Source organism: Pseudomonas sp. RIT-PI-AD, from assembly GCF_025642785.1.
Classification (GTDB): domain Bacteria; phylum Pseudomonadota; class Gammaproteobacteria; order Pseudomonadales; family Pseudomonadaceae; genus Pseudomonas_T.
This window is the reverse complement of record NZ_JANZKU010000004.1, coordinates 140,988-156,915: the sequence shown is the minus strand read 5'-3', so window position 1 is coordinate 156,915 and position 15,928 is coordinate 140,988. Positions and strand designations below refer to the sequence as shown.

The following is a 15,928-nucleotide window of genomic DNA, read 5'->3' as shown; positions in this document are numbered from 1 at the left end:
GTCGGCGCGCTGTTCAGTCCGGCCAGTGCCAGGGCGGCTCGTCCAGCAGGCCCTGGCCGCCCACGGCGGTCTGGCCGAGGGTCTTTTCCAGGTGGATGGCGTTGCAGCCGGGATGCCGCTCCAGGGTGGCGATCAGCCGGCTGGCGTGGGAGACCACCCAGACCTGGGTGTGCGCCGAGGCGGCGACGATCAGGCGGCCCAGCGCCGGCAACAGATCCGGATGCAAGGAGGTTTCCGGCTCGTTGAGCACCATCAGCGCCGGCGGCCGCGGGGTGAGCAGCGCCGCCACCAGCAGCAGGTAACGCAGCGTGCCGTCCGACAGTTCGGCGGCGGACAGCGGGCGCAGGAGGCCTTCCTGGTGCAACTCCACGGCGAAGCGCCCGCCGGCCTGCGCATCGATCCGCAGCCGCGCGCCGGGGAAGGCATCGGCAATGGCCTCGTCGAGGGCTTCGCCGTCGCCGATCTCGCGGATGGTCTGCAAGGCCGCGGCGAGGTCGCGTCCATCGTGGTGCAGCACCGGGGTGCGAGTGCCCAGTTGCGGTTGGCGCGCCGGTGCCTCGGCATCGCTGCGGAAGTGATCGTAGAAGCGCCAGCCGCGCAGGGTCTCGCGCAGGTGGAACACCTCGGGACAGCCCGGGTCCTTGCCGATCGGGTCGAACAGGCTGTCGAAGCTCGGCAGGTGCTGCGTCGCGACCTTCCAGCCACGGCCTTCGCGCCGGCGCACCAGGGCGCCGGCGCGATCCACCAGCAGCGACGCCGGGCGATAGCTCGGGCCGGCCCAGATGCTTTCACGCTTGATTTGCGGGTCCAGGGCGAAGGCCGAGCGGGACGGCTCGGGCAGGCCCAGGGAAATGGCGTAGCCGAAGTCCTCGCCGGCGAAGCCCAGGCGCAGGCGCATCGGCGCCTGGCGGGGACCGCCCTGCACCGGGACGTCGCCATTGCGCATGCGCCGCGACAGGCGCTCCGGGCCGGCCCAGAAGGTCGACTCCAGGCCACCCTCGCGGGCCAATGCGTTGACCACCCCGCCCTGGGCGGTTTCCGCCAACAGGCGCAGGGCGCGATACAGGTTCGACTTGCCGCTGCCGTTGGGGCCGGTGATCAGGTTGAGCCGTTCCAGCGGCAGCACCAGGCGGTTGATCGAGCGGTAATTGCCGACGGCGAGCGTCTTGAGCATCGGGATTATGTTCCGGTGGGAGAACGGGCCGGGGGACCGAAAGCCGCCAGGATACCGGGTTGACACAGGCGGCCACACCGGCGTGACGCCGGAGCGGGCTGCGCTCGCTCGCCCGGAACGCCTCGAGGGAATGACGACGCCGTCAGCGGCCGGCCTGGCTGAAGAACCGTTCGGCGAGGAACAGGTACGCCAGCAGCGGGTAGCAGAGGTAGTGCAGGAGGAACAGCAGGGTGCCCATGGGGCCTGGCGCTTCCTGCATAAACATCATGCCGAGCAGGATCAGGTACAGCACGCCGAGCAGCGCGCCGTACAGCAGGACGATGCGCCAGCGCTCGCCGGGCCGTGGCGGGCGTTTCGTGCGCAGGCGGAAGCACAGGGCCAGGCCGGCGGCCACCAGCGCGGCGATGCAGAAGGTCGCCAGCACCCCGCCGAGACGCACGAAGGCGCGTAGCAGCAGGTTCAACAGCACCACGGCGCCGACGGCGGCGAACGCGTAGCGGGCGAGGGCGGGGGAGGTCGGATCGGACATGGCGGCGGGCCTGGACACGTGATGCGGGCAGGATAGGGGCTTTGCGCCGACGACGCACGTTGCTTTCCGAGCCGGAGGCCACGCGCCGAGACGGTGGGGGCCTGCGCCAGGGTTCGCGCCGCGCCAGCAGCCTGGTTCGGGCGGCCGGCTCCGCGCCGGGATCAGTCGGCGAAGCGCGCCTGGACGTGTTCGACGCGGAACTCCAGGGAGCTGGCGCGATAACCCGGCCGCAACGGCGGCAGCGGCAGGCAGTCCTGCCAGGCGGCGCCGGGGCGCATTTCGCCGGGGCCGAGGTAGCGGGGCGCGTCGTAGGGCGTCTCCGCCAGGTTGAGCGTGTCGCCGGGGCGGTAGGCCCGCACCTGCCAGGCGAGTTCGAACAGGGTGGCGCCGCTGTCGTTGCGGATCGCCATGGCCAGCGGCCGGTCGGCGGGGCAGCGTTCGGGGGCGTAATCCAGGCGAAGGTCCAGGCGCGCCATTTGAACGGCCTCGCGATGCTCCTGCCAGAGCACCCAGGCGGCGATCAGGCCGATGCCCAGCACCGCGGCGAGGGAAACCGGCAGCGCCTTGGCCGGGTAGCGCAGCAGCAGGATCAGCCAGGTGATGGCGAGCACGCCGCCGATCAGCATGGGCCGGTACCGGTGAAAGGGGAGGCGAAAACCATGGAACACCCTCGTGGACAGAGGGCGTCATCCTACACAAAGTCGCGCGTGTCGGGATCGCGTCGAAGCCGCCAGGCCGCGCGCGATCCCGATGGAACGCAACCCCCGGTCGCCGCTGGTACGACGGCCAGGCAGCCCCTCGATGGGGGGAAGAAGGGCGATGGCCCGGCGCCACGCGGGTGCGTGGCCGCCGGGATCGGGGGCGTCGTCCGGATGCCCCCGCGTGGGCCTAGCGGGTGGCCGCGGGCGTGGGCACGCGGGTCGGCTGCGGCGTGTCGCGGCCGTAGACGTCTTCCAGGCGCTCGATATCGTCTTCGCCCAGGTAACTGCCGGACTGTACCTCGATGATCTCCAGCGGGATCTTGCCGGGGTTGCTCAGGCGGTGGACCGCGGTCATGGGGATGTAGGTGGATTGGTTCTCGGTGAGCAGGAAGGTGCGGTCGTCGCAGGTCACCTGCGCGGTCCCGGAGACGACGATCCAGTGCTCGGCGCGATGGTGGTGCATCTGCAGGGACAACTGCGCGCCCGGCTTCACGGTGATGTGCTTGACCTGGAAGCGGCCGCCCATGTCTACCGAGTCGTAGGAGCCCCAGGGGCGGTAAACCGCGCAATGGTTCTGGGTTTCCGGGCGATCCAGGGCATCCAGCTCGTTGACCAGCTTCTTGACGTCCTGCACGCGGTCCTTGTGGGCCACCATCATGGCGTCCTTGGTTTCCACCACGACGATGTCGTCGAGGCCGATCACCGAGACCAGCTTGCCGTTGCCGTGGACCAGGCAGTTGCGGCTGTCGTGGACGATGACGTCGCCCTGGGTGACGTTGCCATGCTCGTCCTTGTCGTGCACTTCCCAGATCGACGACCAGCTGCCGACGTCGTTCCAGCCGGCGCTGAGCGGCACCACGCAGGCGCGCTGGGTCTTTTCCATCACCGCGTAATCGATGGAGTTGTCCGGGCAGCAGGCGAAGGTGGCCGGGTCGATGTCGATCTGGGTGCCGTCGTGGCTGCTGCGCTCCAGCGCCAGCAGGCAGTTGTCGTAGATGTCGGCGTCGTGGCGCTTGAGTTCGTCGAGGAAGCGGCTAGCGCGGAACATGAACATGCCGCTGTTCCAAAAGTAATCGCCGGAGGCGACGTATTCGGCGGCGCGCTCGGCATCGGGTTTCTCGACGAAGCGGGCGACGCGGCTGACCCCCTGGGGCAGGTCGGCGTCTTCTTCCTGGCTGGCGCGGATGTAGCCGTAGCCGGTTTCCGGCTTGCTCGCGGGCACGCCGAACAGCACCAGCTCGCCTTTCTCGGCGGCGGTGGCGGCCACGGCCAGGGCCTCTTCGAAGGCGCGCTGGTCGGCCAGGACGTGGTCGGCGGGCAATACCAGCATCAGCTCGTCGCGACCTTCGGCGAGCAGTTGCATGGCGGCCATGGCCACCGCCGGCGCGGTGTTGCGGCCGAAGGGCTCGAGCAGCAGCATCTGGGCCTTCAGGTCCAACTGATCGAGTTGCTCCTGGACGATGAAGCGGTGTTCCTTGTTGGCCACCAGGACCGCCGGCTGCATGCCTTCGAAGTCCAGGCGTTGCAGGGTCTGCTGGAACAGGGTCTGGTCGCCGGTGAGGGCGAGGAACTGCTTGGGAAACTGTTTGCGCGAAAGGGGCCAGAGGCGCGAACCGCTACCGCCGGAAAGGATGACTGGAATCATGCTGGTTTCTCCCTGGAGACCGCCCGTCGAGCGAGCGGTGCTGGCGAATCAATGGATCGCCCGGCTGTCCCGATGGGGACGACCGGGCCTGTCGGCGCCGGATCAGCCTTCGGCGGCCGGACGTTTCACCCACACGGGCGAGAGCTTGCCGGCGCTACCGGTGATGTACAGGCAGACCACCTCGCCGCGTTGCAGGGTGACCGGCTTGAGGTCGCTGACCTTGCGGTCGCCGTCGAACAGGGCGAGACCGACCTTGACCGGGTTGATCTCGCGCTCGCCGCGGCCCTGGGGCGCCACGGCCTCGACCACCGGCGTCTTGCCGTCGGCGGTCTTCAGGGTCAGCTTGCTGTCGGTGAGGTTCTGCACCCGCACCAGGGCTTTCTGCTTGTTCTTGAACGGCGGGTCTTCCACCAGCTTGGGCGCGACGCCCGGCTGGTCGACCAGGGTGTAGTAGTGGTCGGCGTCCAGTTTGACCGGCAGGGTCTGGTTGCCGACCTTGGCGCTGTAGCTGCCCGCCGGGAGGAATTTGAAATCGCTGGAGCCGAGCGGTGCGACGTCGTTCAGCGCGGTGTTGCCGACGTTGACGCTCAGTTCGCCGTTGCCCGCGTTATAGGCGCGCACGAAGGCCGAGCCCTTGGGTGCCGTCGGACCGTAGAGGCCACCTTCGCCCGCCTGGGCATGCAGCGACATCAGGCCGATCAGCAATGCGCCGGCTGGGGCGATCCAGCGGGGAGTGGTGGTTCGAGTCTTCTGTGTCATCTGTGTATCTCCATGTTGTGGGCTTCAGCCCTTTGTCAGGGCATCACCGGGTGGGTGTGCCTGCAGCGTCGGTCGCACGGCTGACCAGACGTTGTTCGGTGGGGGAGGCTTTCAGCTGGGCGATCCAGGCCGGATCGAATTCGCTGAGGTCGTTGGCCATTGGCAGGTAGCGCTCGGGGAACTCCCAGATCACCAACTGCGGCGCGGCGTTCTTCAGTTCGTCGCTTTGCAGGTACTTGAGCATCGGCAGGATCGGCCCGTGTCCGTCCTCGGCGTGGTTGCTCAGGTCGCGTTGCAGGGCCTGGCGCAGGGCGCCGGCGAAATTCCACTTGGGGTTGGCGCTGTAGCTGGTGCCGACCAGGGTGACCGGCATGTCGGACTCGGCGAACAGCGCATCGCCGCCGTCCGAATCCTCCAGGGCGCGGGTCTCGCGCTGTTGCAACTGGTCCTGGGCGGGCATCAGCTCGGCGAACAGCGGGTCCAGGGGCAGGAAGCTGGTGAGGTCGCCCTTGTGCTGCTGGGTGGAGACCGCCTCGGTGACGAAGCGCTGCGGCGTGCCGCGCAGCGGTACCTTGCGCTGCACCGTCTCGCTCAGCTCGCGCGCCACCACCTCGGCGCCCAGCGGCGTCCAGTGGGTGTCGGTGCGCAGGAACACTTCGCCCTGCTTCTTGGCTTCCTCCAGCGGGCCGAGCAGGTCCGGCGCGAGGATGCCGGCCTGGCGCACGTTGTCGCGGAACTGCTGGTACAGGGTGAGGTAGGACGCGGTCGGGCGGTTGTCGCCGGCGTATTCCGGGTACAGCCGCGACTTCGCGGGGACGATGGCCAGCAGCAGACGCACGTCGTGCTTCGCCAGTTCGTCGCGGACGCCCTGGATCAGCGCCAGGTTGTCGCGCTGGTGCTGGGCGCCGTCGGCCACCGGCTTGAACTCCTCGTCGGAATACAGCCAGCCCTTCTCGCCGATCAGCACGCCGGGGCGGCCCTCGCCGAACAGGCCGTAGTCCACCGCGGCCCAGACGTTGGTGCCGAACTGCTTGATCGGGAATTCCGCGTCGTAGTGTTTCTCCAGGCTATGGGCCAGCTTGCCGTCGAGCAGCGTGGTCTCGGCGGCGGCGGAGAAACTGTAGAGGCCCTTCAGCGACCACAGGCTCAGCGCGAGGAGCATGCAGGCGAATGCGAGGACGTAAATCAGGTGCTGGGTTCTGCTCATCGTCGGCACCTCAGAACTGGAAGTAGAGGAAGGGGGAGAAGCTCTGCGCGGAGAGCTTCAGCACCGAGGCGGCGAACAGCGCCAGCAGGGCGACGCGGGTCGCGAGCATCGGCAACTGGGAGATCCAGGCCTGCTGGTAGACCAGCGTGCCGTTCGGCGAATAGGCGATCGCCGCCGGATCGGCCTGGACTTCCCGTGGCGTGCGCGGTTGCGCGCTGGCCGGGCCGTTGGCCTGGACTTCGTCGCTGGCCTTGGCCTTGGGCGCGCCGGTGAGCGGACGGGAATAGAACTGCAGTACGCCGCAGACCGCCATCACCACGTAGGCCAGGGCGAGGGTGGCGACTTGCAGGCTGGTCAACTGGCCGCGGTTCAGCTCGGACAACTGCCAGTCGCCGAAGCTGAACATGGCGGCGTACATGCGCCAGGCCACGTGCAGGTTTTCCGCGCGGAAGATCACCCAGCCGATCACCACCAGCAGGAAGGTGAAGGCCCAACGCAGCGGGCGCAGGGTCTTCGGCGCGGCGTTGACGCCCAGGGCGCGCTCGATCGCCAGCCAGACGCCGTGCCAGGCGCCCCAGATGATGTAGGTGAAGTTGGCGCCGTGCCACAGCCCGCCGAGGAGCATGGTGAGGAACAGGTTGCGATAGGTCTGGAAGGTGCTGCCGCGGTTGCCGCCGAGGCTGATGTAGAGGTAGTCGCGCAGCCAGGTGGACAAGCTGATGTGCCAGCGCCGCCAGAACTCGGTGATGGACTGGCTGATGTAGGGCTGGTTGAAGTTCTCCATGAAGCGGAAGCCCATCATCAGGCCCAGGCCGATGGCCATGTCGCTGTAGCCGGAGAAGTCGAAGTACAGCTGCGCGGTGTACGCCAGGGCGCCCAGCCAGGCATCGCCGGTGGTGGGGTCGGCGAGGGCGAAGCAGTGGTCGGCCACCGGCGCCAGGCTGTCGGCGATGAACACCTTCTTGATGAAGCCCTGCATGAAGCGGGTGCAGCCTTCGGAGAATTTGTCCAGGGTGTGGGTGCGATGGTTGAACTGGTCCACCAGGTCGCGGAAGCGCAGCACCGGGCCGGCGATCAGGTGCGGGAAGATCGCCACGAAGGCAGCGAAGTCGATCAGATTGCGCGTGGCCGGGGTGTCGCCGCGGTAGACGTCGATGATGTAGCTGATCGACTCGAAGATGTAGAAGGAGATGCCGATGGGCAGCAGGATGTGGGTGACGATGAAGGGTTCCAGCCCGAACGAGGTGATGATCGCGTTGAGGCTGTCCACGCCGAAGTTGGCGTACTTGAAGTAGCCGAGCACGCAGAGGTCGACCGTCACCCCGGCGATCAGCCAGCGTTGGCCGCTCTTGCTGCGCACGCCGGCGGCGCCGATGCGCAAGCCGATCCAGTAGTTGTACAGGGTGACCGCCGCGAACAGCGCGAGGAAGTCGATGCGCCACCAGGCGTAAAACACGTAGCTGGCGATCAGCAGCAGCAAGTTGCGATAGCGGGTTCCGCTCAAGTAGTACAGGCCGAGAAAGACCGGCAGGAACAAGAACAGGAACACGTTGGATGAAAAGACCATCCGCGTTTCTCCAATAAACGCTAAGTTTCAGGGCCTCTCGAGGCCCACCCTTTTCCCCTCCCGGGGCGTACTGCAAACCGGCTGTGGCGGTCGAGCGTCCGGTGCGCCGCTGGGCGACCGGCAGCGGTCAGCCGCCTTTCTTCTGTTCCTGCGGCGCGAAGACCTGGGTGACGGCGCCGCCGAGACGGAAGGAATTGAACGGTTCCATCGAACGCTTGCGCTCGCGGAAATCCTCGTTGCAGGCGTAGAGCGCGCAATAGGGCTCCAGCCAGGCGTATTTGTTCTTGATCTTCAGGTCTTCCATGTCCTGGTCCTTGCCGGCCTTCTTGTCGAAATCGTCCTGGTCCTCGACCCCTTCGATGACGCGCTCGGCCAGGCGCTTGAGGGCCTGGTGGTTCTCCTCGCGCAGGTCGACGCCGTTGGATTGGGCGAACGCGGCGATCATCACCAGGGGCGGCAGGGCGTAGTTGTGGTAGGCGAGGGCGCGCTGGCGGCGCTTGAGCTCGTTGGGCAGGTAGCCCTCCGCGTCCACTTGGGCGGCGGCGGTGCGGAACTGCTGCACCGACCAGTCGAACAGATCGCGGCGATCCAGGGCGATCGAGGTGGCCATCACCGACCAGGCCGCCCAGTAGCTGTGGTTGTTGACCTTCTTCAACGGCAGGTCGCCCCAGTCCTGCACCACCTGGTCGGCCAGCTTGCCGAACCAGACTTCGACCGCCTCGGCCTGCTGCCGATGGGCTTCCAGCGGACGGGATTCGGAGAACTTCAGCCGCAGGTAGGACGAGGACAGCGTGCCCAGGGCCCATTTGCGCATGGACATGCCGGTATGGTTGAACTCGGTGCTGAGCAGGGCGTTGGCCGCAGCCCAGTCGTTCATCCACTGCAGGGCGCAGTCGAGTTGCTGCGGATCGCCCTGGCGCATGTACTGGGTGACCATCTTGCTCACCCCGCGCTCCAGTTGGGTGATGTCCTGGGTCGCGTCGCGGAAGGCTTTTTCCGAAACCGGGTTGAGGGTCGCGCGCGCCTTGTCCGAACCTTCGTACTTGCTGCGGAACTCCAGCTTGGCGGTATAGGGCTTGGGCGCGGTGGGGCAGGTCTGGACGCCTTCCAACTGGGCGGAGGCCGCCTTGGCCTTGCCGCCCTCGGCCTTGGTTTCCACCTTGGCGTAATAGCCGGCCGGCGGCGCCAGGCCGGCCAGGGCCGGCGCGCTGCAAAGGGCGCCGAGCAGGCAGGGCAGTAACAGACGGGTGGCGTTATGCATCATCTTTTCCTCACTCGGCTCGTGCGGTCAGTGCCGCGCCGGCGGGAACCGGGCGCTTGCACAGGGTGGCCTGGACACTGAGGTTGGCGGGCATGTCCTCCGGCCCCTCGATTTCCAGGGCGAGCATGTTCAGGTCGGCCCAGTCCTCGTCGTTGCGCAGTTCGAAGACGTAGCGGCCGCCGGTGTCGACGCGGTCGCTCTGCTCGATCTTGAAGTTTTCCCGGCGGCCGTTGAGGTACCAGATGGTCGCCTTGGATTCGTGCACGGTGGGGTCGCTGAAGGTCAGGTCGACTTGGTAGTCGCCGCCGCGCAAAGTGCGCAGCTTGTCCTTGCCGTTGACCAGCACCTCGTTGGCGCCCTTGTGCAGGGTGACCTTGTTCTTCATCACCGCCTCGCGGCCGACGCAGCCGTTGTCCACCAGCGGCACCGCCTGCCGGTAGAAGCTTTTCTGCGCCATGTCGTAGTGGGTGGCGAACTCCCAGATGAGGATCTTCGGCGGGTGCTCGTGGAATTCCTTGCTGCTCATGTACTGCAGGATGGCGCTGTCGAAGCCGCCGCCGCTGACCGCCATGTTCAGCACCTGGGCGCCGGTGTGCTGTTCGAGGAAGCCGCCGAAGTTGTAGGCCGGGCCGCTGTTACTGGTGCCGACCAGGGTGATCAGCGGGTCGGCGTCATCGCCGAACAGGCTGTCGCCGCCGGCTTCGCCCACCGGCTCGGTCTCGTAGCGGTCGACGTACTGCACCGGGTAGCTGGTGCCGCAGAGCTGGGCGGCGGTCTTGTGCAGGGTGCCCGGCTTGGCCAGCAGCCCGACGCGTTTGCTGGCGAATTCCTTCTTCGGGATTTCGTCGTAGCCGGGAATCTGCTTGAGCGTTTCCGCCACCAGCTTGGCTGTGCGGTCGGCGCCCATGGGTGTCCAGTGGTGGTCGGCCTTGAAGTAGTAGTCGGTATCGACACCCTTCTCGTCGAACAGCGGCGAGAGGTCGGTGACCCAGATGCCGGTCTTGCGGAAGTCCTCAACGGTCTTCAGGTAGTTCTTGCGCGCCAGTTCGTAGTCGTATTTCTCGCGTTCGCCGGCGGGGAGCTTTTCCCGGTTGACCAGGCCGCGGGTGGGTTGATAGACCACCATCAGCTCGACGCCCTTGCGCTTGAGCGCATCGCGCAGGCGCTTGAATTCGCTGAAGCCGTAGGGCGTGGTGCCGAAGTCGGTGCGCAGGTCGTAGCGGCTACGGAACAGCCAGTCGCCCTGTGCCTGCACCAGACTGGCGAAGAAGCTCAGGTACTTGGTGTCGTAGGACTTCGGGTCCTGCGCGGCGGCGCACAACGGGCCGGTGCGCTGCACGTCGTACAGTGGCGCGGCCTGCACGCCGGCGCTCGCCGCCAGCAGCCCGGCGCCGAGGGTGGCGCCCAGTGCCGCGCCGGTCAGCGAAGCGGCGAGGCGTTTGATCGAAAATACGTGCATAGGGGAATCCTGCTCCTCAGTCCTGGAGTTGAACCTGGCTTTCCACCGGGTCGATGAGCACGGCCTGCTTGCGGCGCACCATCAAGTCGAGGATCTGTTCTTGTTTCTCGCCGAGTACGCCGGCGAAGCTGATGCCGGAGCTCTTGGTCGGCGCCAGCATTTCCACGCGGTACAGCTCCACGCTGAGGGGCGAGTCGATGGCCAGCGGCGACGAGCCGTTGGCGGCCAGCTTGCCGCCCACCACGATCATCGAGACTTCGGTGTCGAAGGGGTCGAGTTCGATGTCCCGGTCGGTGTCCGAGAGATCCTTGATGTGCCCGTAGATGCCTGTCAGGCCGTTGGCCGCGGCGATATTCTCGTACAGGCGGATGTTCACGCTGTTGCGCACGCGGATGCCATGGCGGCGGTTGTTGAAGATCTGGTTGCCCCAGAGCAGGTTGTTCGGGCTCTCGTAGAGGGTGATGCCGTCCGAGTGGTTGCGCGAAACCTCGTTGTAGGCGACCAGGTTGTTCACGCTGTTACGGTCGATGACGATGCCGGAGAGCTTGTTGTCGTAGGTGCGGTTGTTGATGATCCAACTGTCGTCCACCTCGCGGGACAGGATGATGCCGTGCTTCTTCTTGGTCCCGTAGACGGTGTTGTCGGCGATGATCAGGCGGCGCGAGCGGTCGTGGGGGTCGATGCCGTAGACGATGTTGTCGCGGTAGGTGTTGCCCTTGATCACCACGTCTTCGGCCTCGTAGCAGTAGAAGCCGTACCAGGTGTCGACGAACTCGGAGTTGAGCAGCCAGCCGGTGGGTGCCTTGCGCTTCAGGCGCTCGTGCATGCCGGGCGTGTACTGGGTGATGCTGATGCCGTAGGACTTGCTGTTGCTGTAGCCGAGGCTGGCGACCACGCTGTCGACGATGTACAGCTCGCTGCCGCCCCAGGACACCAGGAACGGACGGAACTCGTCGGGCTTCTGGAAGGTGGAGGGCGTGTTCTTGCTCTCGCTCCAGCCGGTCAGGCGGGTGCCGGTGATGAACAGCATGCCGTCGTTGACCAGGAACGTCCCGCGGTCCTGGGACAGGCGCAGTTCCTTGACGTTCTTGTTCACGTCCAGGGTCGCGCCCTGGGCCACCACGATGGGCAGGCGCGCCAGGTAGACGCCCGGCGCGGTCTCGCGGAACTGCTCCTTGGGCACCTGGCGGGCGAGGTCGGCGAGGGTCATGTAGCCGCCCTCGATGAAGATCGCCTGGGGCATGCCGCGCTGGCGGGTCACCCATTCGCGCAGGCGTTCGTCGCCGCCGATGAAGTCCTTCAGCGCGTCCTGCTGCAGCATGCGCCGCAGGCTGGCGTGGCCGGCCTGGCGGCGGTCGACCTTGGCGGCCACCGCCTCGCGGGTATAGCCGCTGAGGTCGGGCAGGGTGGGCGCGGGCAACTCCAGTTGGTCGGTCGGCGCGCTGGTCACCGTGTAGTTCTTGACCGGCTTGAGTTCCTTGGCCGGCTCGGCGGCCTGGCTGAGGGGCGCCACCAATTGCAGTGCGCCGAACAGCATGCCGCCGTACAACAGGCCGGTACCGATGCGAGGTTTCATCGCGAGTTCTCCTTGGGCGATGGACGCATCAGAAGCGCCAGATGAAGTCGACGAACGCGCGATGCATCAGCGAGTCCGCCTGTTTCCCGTAGGCGTCGCCGGGCTTGAACAGGCCGCCGCGGAAACGTACCAGCGCCGAGCGCTCGTCGAGGTGTTCGCTCATCGACGCCGGCAGCAGGCCCTGCTTGAAGTACTTGGTCACCACCAGGTCGACTTCCTGGCCGAGGTCTTTCTCGCCGTCCTCCAGGGTCGCGGTGATACCGCCGTCGCCAACGCCCTGGTCGGTGTCCAGGCGCCAGAAACGGTGGTAGACCAGGCTGGCGTCGTAGTCTTCGCGCAGGTTCCAGGAAGTGAAGGCGGTGGCCACCTGCAGGTTGCTCAACTCGCCGCGAAAGGCCTCGCCGAAGCGGTGCAGGCGGGACTCGACGCCGGTGAAGTTGGAGCGGTTGCTTTCCAGGCCGGTCTGCACGAATTGCTTCGAGTTGTCCTCGTCGCCGCCGCCGCTGCCGCGGGCATAGGCGCCGCCGACCTTCCACTGCTCGTCGAGGTTCCAGCGCAGGCCGAGGTCCAGGGCCCAGGCGTTGACGTCGCTGTCGTGGCGATCGGTGGCGACCCGCCGGTCGTCGATCACGCCCTGGCTGATGGCGTCGGTCTGGCCGGTCAGCCAGGTGAGGTTCGCCCAGTAGTTGAGCGGCTGCGGCGAACGCGGGTTGAAGGCGTCGCTGCTGGCTTCGAGGCCGAGCCAGGTGAGGTCGCCGGTGTAGGTCTTGCTGAGGTCGTCGATGCGCTCGCCGACCTTTGGCAGATGGCCGTCGTCGTGGCTGTAGTGACCTTTCAGGCCCACCCAGTGGCCGGGGGTCCATTGCGTGGAGACCGCGCCGAACAGGTGTTGGCGGTCCTTGTCCTGGGGCGCCAGCTCGTCGAGGTCGGTGCGGTATTCGCTGAAGCGCTGGGCGGCGCCGAGGTCGGCGCGCAGCAGGGTGGTGTCGAAGCTCCAGTGCAGCGCCTCGATGTTGGTGTCCCACCAGGTGCCGTCGTCGTTACGCACACGCTGCCGGCCGAAGCGCAGGTGCTCGCCCGGGTAGGGCGTGAGGCCGGCGTAGTCCACCCAGAACTCGCGCAGGGCGAGGTAGTTCTTTTCCGGCTGGCGGCCGCCGTTGTCCGAATCGGCGTCCAGGTCGTTGGATTCCAGGGTGTCGGTTTCGACGATGTCGGTGGAGGCCACCGCCTGGCCGAGGGCGAAGGCGCTCCACTGGCCGCGCTGGCCGTAGACCCAGGGCCGCAGGTCGATACCGAAGCCGTTGACGTCGCCGCCTTCGCGGGTGCCCAGGTCGCGGTCGTCCTCGGATTGCCCGGTGAGCTTGAGGTCGATGCCGAAGTTCTTCTCAGGGGCATCCGCCGCCAGCGGCGAAGTGCCCGCCATCAGCGAGAAACCGAGGCCGAGGCCGGTGCCGATCCACTGTTTCAGTTTCATCGTGCTTCCTATTGAGTCTGCATGGCTTGCAGCGGGGACTCGAGCTGCCAGGCGCTGCCGCGCGCCTGACGTTCCTCACGCAGCAGGCGCTCGGCCTGGGCGCGGTCCGCCGGTTGCAGTTGTTGATCGATGCCCTGCGCCAGCTCGGTGGCCTGGGGCGTGTTCTTCGGCAGGGCGAGCTGGCTGAAGACGTAGGCGTAGACCGGGTTGGGCACGAAGCCCTTGCCCTGGGAATACAGCTGCGCGAGGGCGTAGTCGGCGTTGATCTGGCCGCCGCGGGCGGCGATCAGCAGGTGCTCCAGGGCTTTCGGCGGGTCGATGTCGCCGAGGTAGCCGCGCATGTAGATGAGGCCGAGGAAGTAGTGCGCGCTGGGTTCGGTGGGCGCGGCCTTGAGCAGGTGCTCGACGGACTTCTGCGGGTCCAGCGGCAGCAGCTTGCCCTCGTAGTAGAGCTTGCCGAGCAAGAGGTCGGCGCGTGGCTGGTCGGCGGCGCGGCCGTGCTCCAGGTACTCCATCATCTTGTCGATGTCGCCCAGTTCCGGGTACTCGTAGAGCAGCCGCGCCAGGCTGATCCAGGAGGCCGGGTAGGCCGGGGCGATTTCCTCGAGGATTTTCTGCGCCGCGTTCTCGTCCGGCTTGCCCAGGCTCGCATCGGCCAGGACCATCGCCACCGAATCGACCCGTTGCGCCGGGACGCTGCCGCTGCGGTAGCCGGCCGTCATGCGTTCCAGCAGGGCGTTGCGTTTTTCCTCGACCTGGGGCGTATCGGCCGCGCGCTTCTGATACACCGTGGTCAATTCCACGTAGCAGACGTCGGCCTGGGCCAGGGCCCGCTCGCAGAGGCTTTCGATCTCGTCCAGGTGCTGGTCGTAGGTGCCCTGGGTGCGGTAGAAGAGCACCTGGGCCAGGTCGGCCTGGGGGTAGCCCGCGGCGCGCCAGGCGGCGATGCGCGCCTGCACGTCGACGCCGGGGAAGCTCTGCGGGTTCTGCATGTACAGCACCACCAGCGCCATCAGGCTGCTCTGCTCGCCGCTGCCGAAGGCGCCTTCCAGCAGTTGCGCGGCCTCGCGGCGCTCGGCATCGGTGGCATCCGGTTTGGCCGCCAGCAGCCGGCCGAGGCGGGCCTTGGCGCGCGGCGACTGGTCGGCCGCCTGGCGATAGGTGCGCTCGGCCTCGCGCAGTTGCTCGGGGTCGCCACTGGCCACCTGCAGGTCGGCGAGACCCACCTGGGCGTTGACGTACCCCAGCTCGGCGAGCTGGCGGTAGTTGCGCTCCGCGGTGGCGGTATCGCCGCGCTTGAGCGCTTCGTTGGCCAGGCGCTGGTCGGGCAGGCCGCTGCAGCCGGCCAGGCCGATGGCCAGGGCGAGCAGCAGCAGGGGGGGTCGGTTAGTCACGGCATTCCCCTCAGCGAGCCGCAGCCACAGCCTTGTCGAACAGGTGCCCCAAGGAAGGGCCGTGGTCGATCCGCACTTCCACCGGCTGCCCGGCGAGGCTGCCGTTCAGCGCGGTTTCCGGCTGAATGACCACGCGGATGTCGGAGGACAGGCCACCGTTCTGCAGGCTGCTGCTGAGGATCTTGCCGAAGCGCGGCTCGGCTTCGCCGGCGATCTGGAAGCTGACCCGGGTGCCCGGCGTGGTCTGGGAGAAGTCGCTGTAGGGGAAGCGCGCGTCGATGGTGGCCTGGACGTCCTGGGGCACCAGTTCGAAGATGGCCGCGCCCTTGCTGGCGAACTGTCCGTCGGCGACCAGTTGCTGGGTCACCTTGCAGGTGCAGGGGCTGGTCAGGGTGCCCTTCATCTGCCGGCCGAACAGTTGCTCGATGTTGTCCGGATCGAGCTGTTCCTCGGTCAGGTGGCCCTTGAGCATTTCCAGCATGGTCGCCGAGAAGGACGCGATGGGCGCGCCTTTCTCGACGATGCCGCCGAGCGGCACCAGGCTCTGCACAGTGCCCTCGCGGGGCATGGTGACCTGCAGGCCAGGCACACTGATCTGCGCCGATTCGGCGTGGGTCACGAAGTACAGGCCGTAGATGGACTTGAAGATGTAGCCGAAGGCGGCCACCCCGACCAGGAAGATGCCCAGGCTGAAACCTACCGCCTTGATCCGCCCGAAGGTATCCATGCCGCTGCCGCTGGAGTTCTTGCGCGGCTTGGTGAAGTTTTCCCGTTGCAGGGTGTTGAGCAGGTCGCCGACGCTGATCATCTCGCCGCTCAGGTGCGCGCTGATCAGATAGCGCAGGGTGGCGATCTCCCGCGGCCGCAGGTTGTGGAACTGGCACCCGGCGCGACCGTTGTCGAGGTCGACCGCGCGCACCTGGAATTCCACGTCGATGCCCAGGTCCATGCCATCCAGCTGGAATTGCAGGCGGCCCTGGTGGAAGTCGCCGACCTGGGCCTTGTTCTTGTCCAGGTCGAAGCTGAAGCCACCGGCGGACAGGTCGCGGATCGAGCGTTCGATCGGCTGTCGGTCGGGGCCGGGGTAGACCACCTTGGCCGGGATGCGTACCCGGGCGTGCTGGCGCTGGGCTTCGGCTTCGTGCACCACGTTGACGTTGACGGCTGTATTCATGGTTTCAA

The 15,928-nt window shown here is 67.2% G+C and carries 13 protein-coding genes; all 13 read right to left on the bottom strand.

What is annotated here, in order from left to right:
- Positions 1-13 precede the first annotated feature (13 nt).
- The 13 genes from OGL92_RS05150 to OGL92_RS05090 all read right to left on the bottom strand — a co-directional run bounded on the left by OGL92_RS05150 (position 14) and on the right by OGL92_RS05090 (position 15,920).
- Positions 14-1,174 (bottom strand): AAA family ATPase, encoded by a 1,161-nt coding sequence (locus tag OGL92_RS05150; protein WP_263141273.1) that lies wholly within the window; start codon positions 1,172-1,174, stop codon positions 14-16.
- Positions 1,175-1,316: 142 nt separating this feature from the next.
- Complete coding sequence (locus OGL92_RS05145) at positions 1,317-1,703, bottom strand: hypothetical protein (RefSeq protein ID WP_263141272.1); 387 nt, start codon at positions 1,701-1,703, stop codon at positions 1,317-1,319.
- A gap of 161 nt (positions 1,704-1,864) precedes the next feature.
- Positions 1,865-2,329, bottom strand: a complete 465-nt coding sequence (locus tag OGL92_RS05140; RefSeq protein ID WP_263141271.1) for a multidrug transporter — start codon at positions 2,327-2,329, stop codon at positions 1,865-1,867.
- A 262-nt stretch (positions 2,330-2,591) separates the two neighbouring features.
- A complete protein-coding gene (locus OGL92_RS05135) occupies positions 2,592-4,049 on the bottom strand; it encodes a mannose-1-phosphate guanylyltransferase/mannose-6-phosphate isomerase (protein ID WP_263141268.1) in 1,458 nt (485 codons plus the stop codon).
- A 102-nt stretch (positions 4,050-4,151) separates the two neighbouring features.
- Positions 4,152-4,808 carry an alginate O-acetyltransferase AlgF gene (locus tag OGL92_RS05130; protein ID WP_263141267.1) on the bottom strand — a complete coding sequence of 219 codons (657 nt, stop codon included), beginning with the start codon at positions 4,806-4,808 and terminating at the stop codon, positions 4,152-4,154.
- A 43-nt stretch (positions 4,809-4,851) separates the two neighbouring features.
- Complete coding sequence (locus OGL92_RS05125) at positions 4,852-6,015, bottom strand: alginate O-acetyltransferase (protein ID WP_263141266.1); 1,164 nt, start codon at positions 6,013-6,015, stop codon at positions 4,852-4,854.
- A gap of 10 nt (positions 6,016-6,025) precedes the next feature.
- Positions 6,026-7,582, bottom strand: coding sequence for an MBOAT family protein (locus OGL92_RS05120; protein ID WP_263141265.1), 1,557 nt, complete (start codon positions 7,580-7,582; stop codon positions 6,026-6,028).
- Between the two features lie 127 nt (positions 7,583-7,709).
- The gene (locus tag OGL92_RS05115; protein ID WP_263141263.1) at positions 7,710-8,843 is read right to left on the bottom strand and encodes a mannuronate-specific alginate lyase; all 1,134 of its coding nucleotides are present in this window, start codon (positions 8,841-8,843) and stop codon (positions 7,710-7,712) included.
- A gap of 10 nt (positions 8,844-8,853) precedes the next feature.
- On the bottom strand, positions 8,854-10,302 hold the full coding sequence (locus OGL92_RS05110) for an alginate O-acetyltransferase (protein ID WP_263141261.1): 1,449 nt from the start codon (positions 10,300-10,302) through the stop codon (positions 8,854-8,856).
- A gap of 16 nt (positions 10,303-10,318) precedes the next feature.
- Positions 10,319-11,878, bottom strand: coding sequence for a mannuronan 5-epimerase AlgG (algG, locus tag OGL92_RS05105; protein WP_263141259.1), 1,560 nt, complete (start codon positions 11,876-11,878; stop codon positions 10,319-10,321).
- Between the two features lie 28 nt (positions 11,879-11,906).
- Positions 11,907-13,352: an alginate export family protein gene (locus tag OGL92_RS05100; protein ID WP_276583753.1), complete on the bottom strand. Its 1,446-nt coding sequence runs from the start codon at positions 13,350-13,352 to the stop codon at positions 11,907-11,909.
- An 8-nt stretch (positions 13,353-13,360) separates the two neighbouring features.
- Positions 13,361-14,746, bottom strand: coding sequence for an alginate biosynthesis TPR repeat lipoprotein AlgK (gene algK, locus OGL92_RS05095; protein WP_263141257.1), 1,386 nt, complete (start codon positions 14,744-14,746; stop codon positions 13,361-13,363).
- Positions 14,747-14,756: 10 nt separating this feature from the next.
- Positions 14,757-15,920: a PilZ domain-containing protein gene (locus tag OGL92_RS05090; protein WP_263141256.1), complete on the bottom strand. Its 1,164-nt coding sequence runs from the start codon at positions 15,918-15,920 to the stop codon at positions 14,757-14,759.
- Positions 15,921-15,928: the final 8 nt, after the last annotated feature.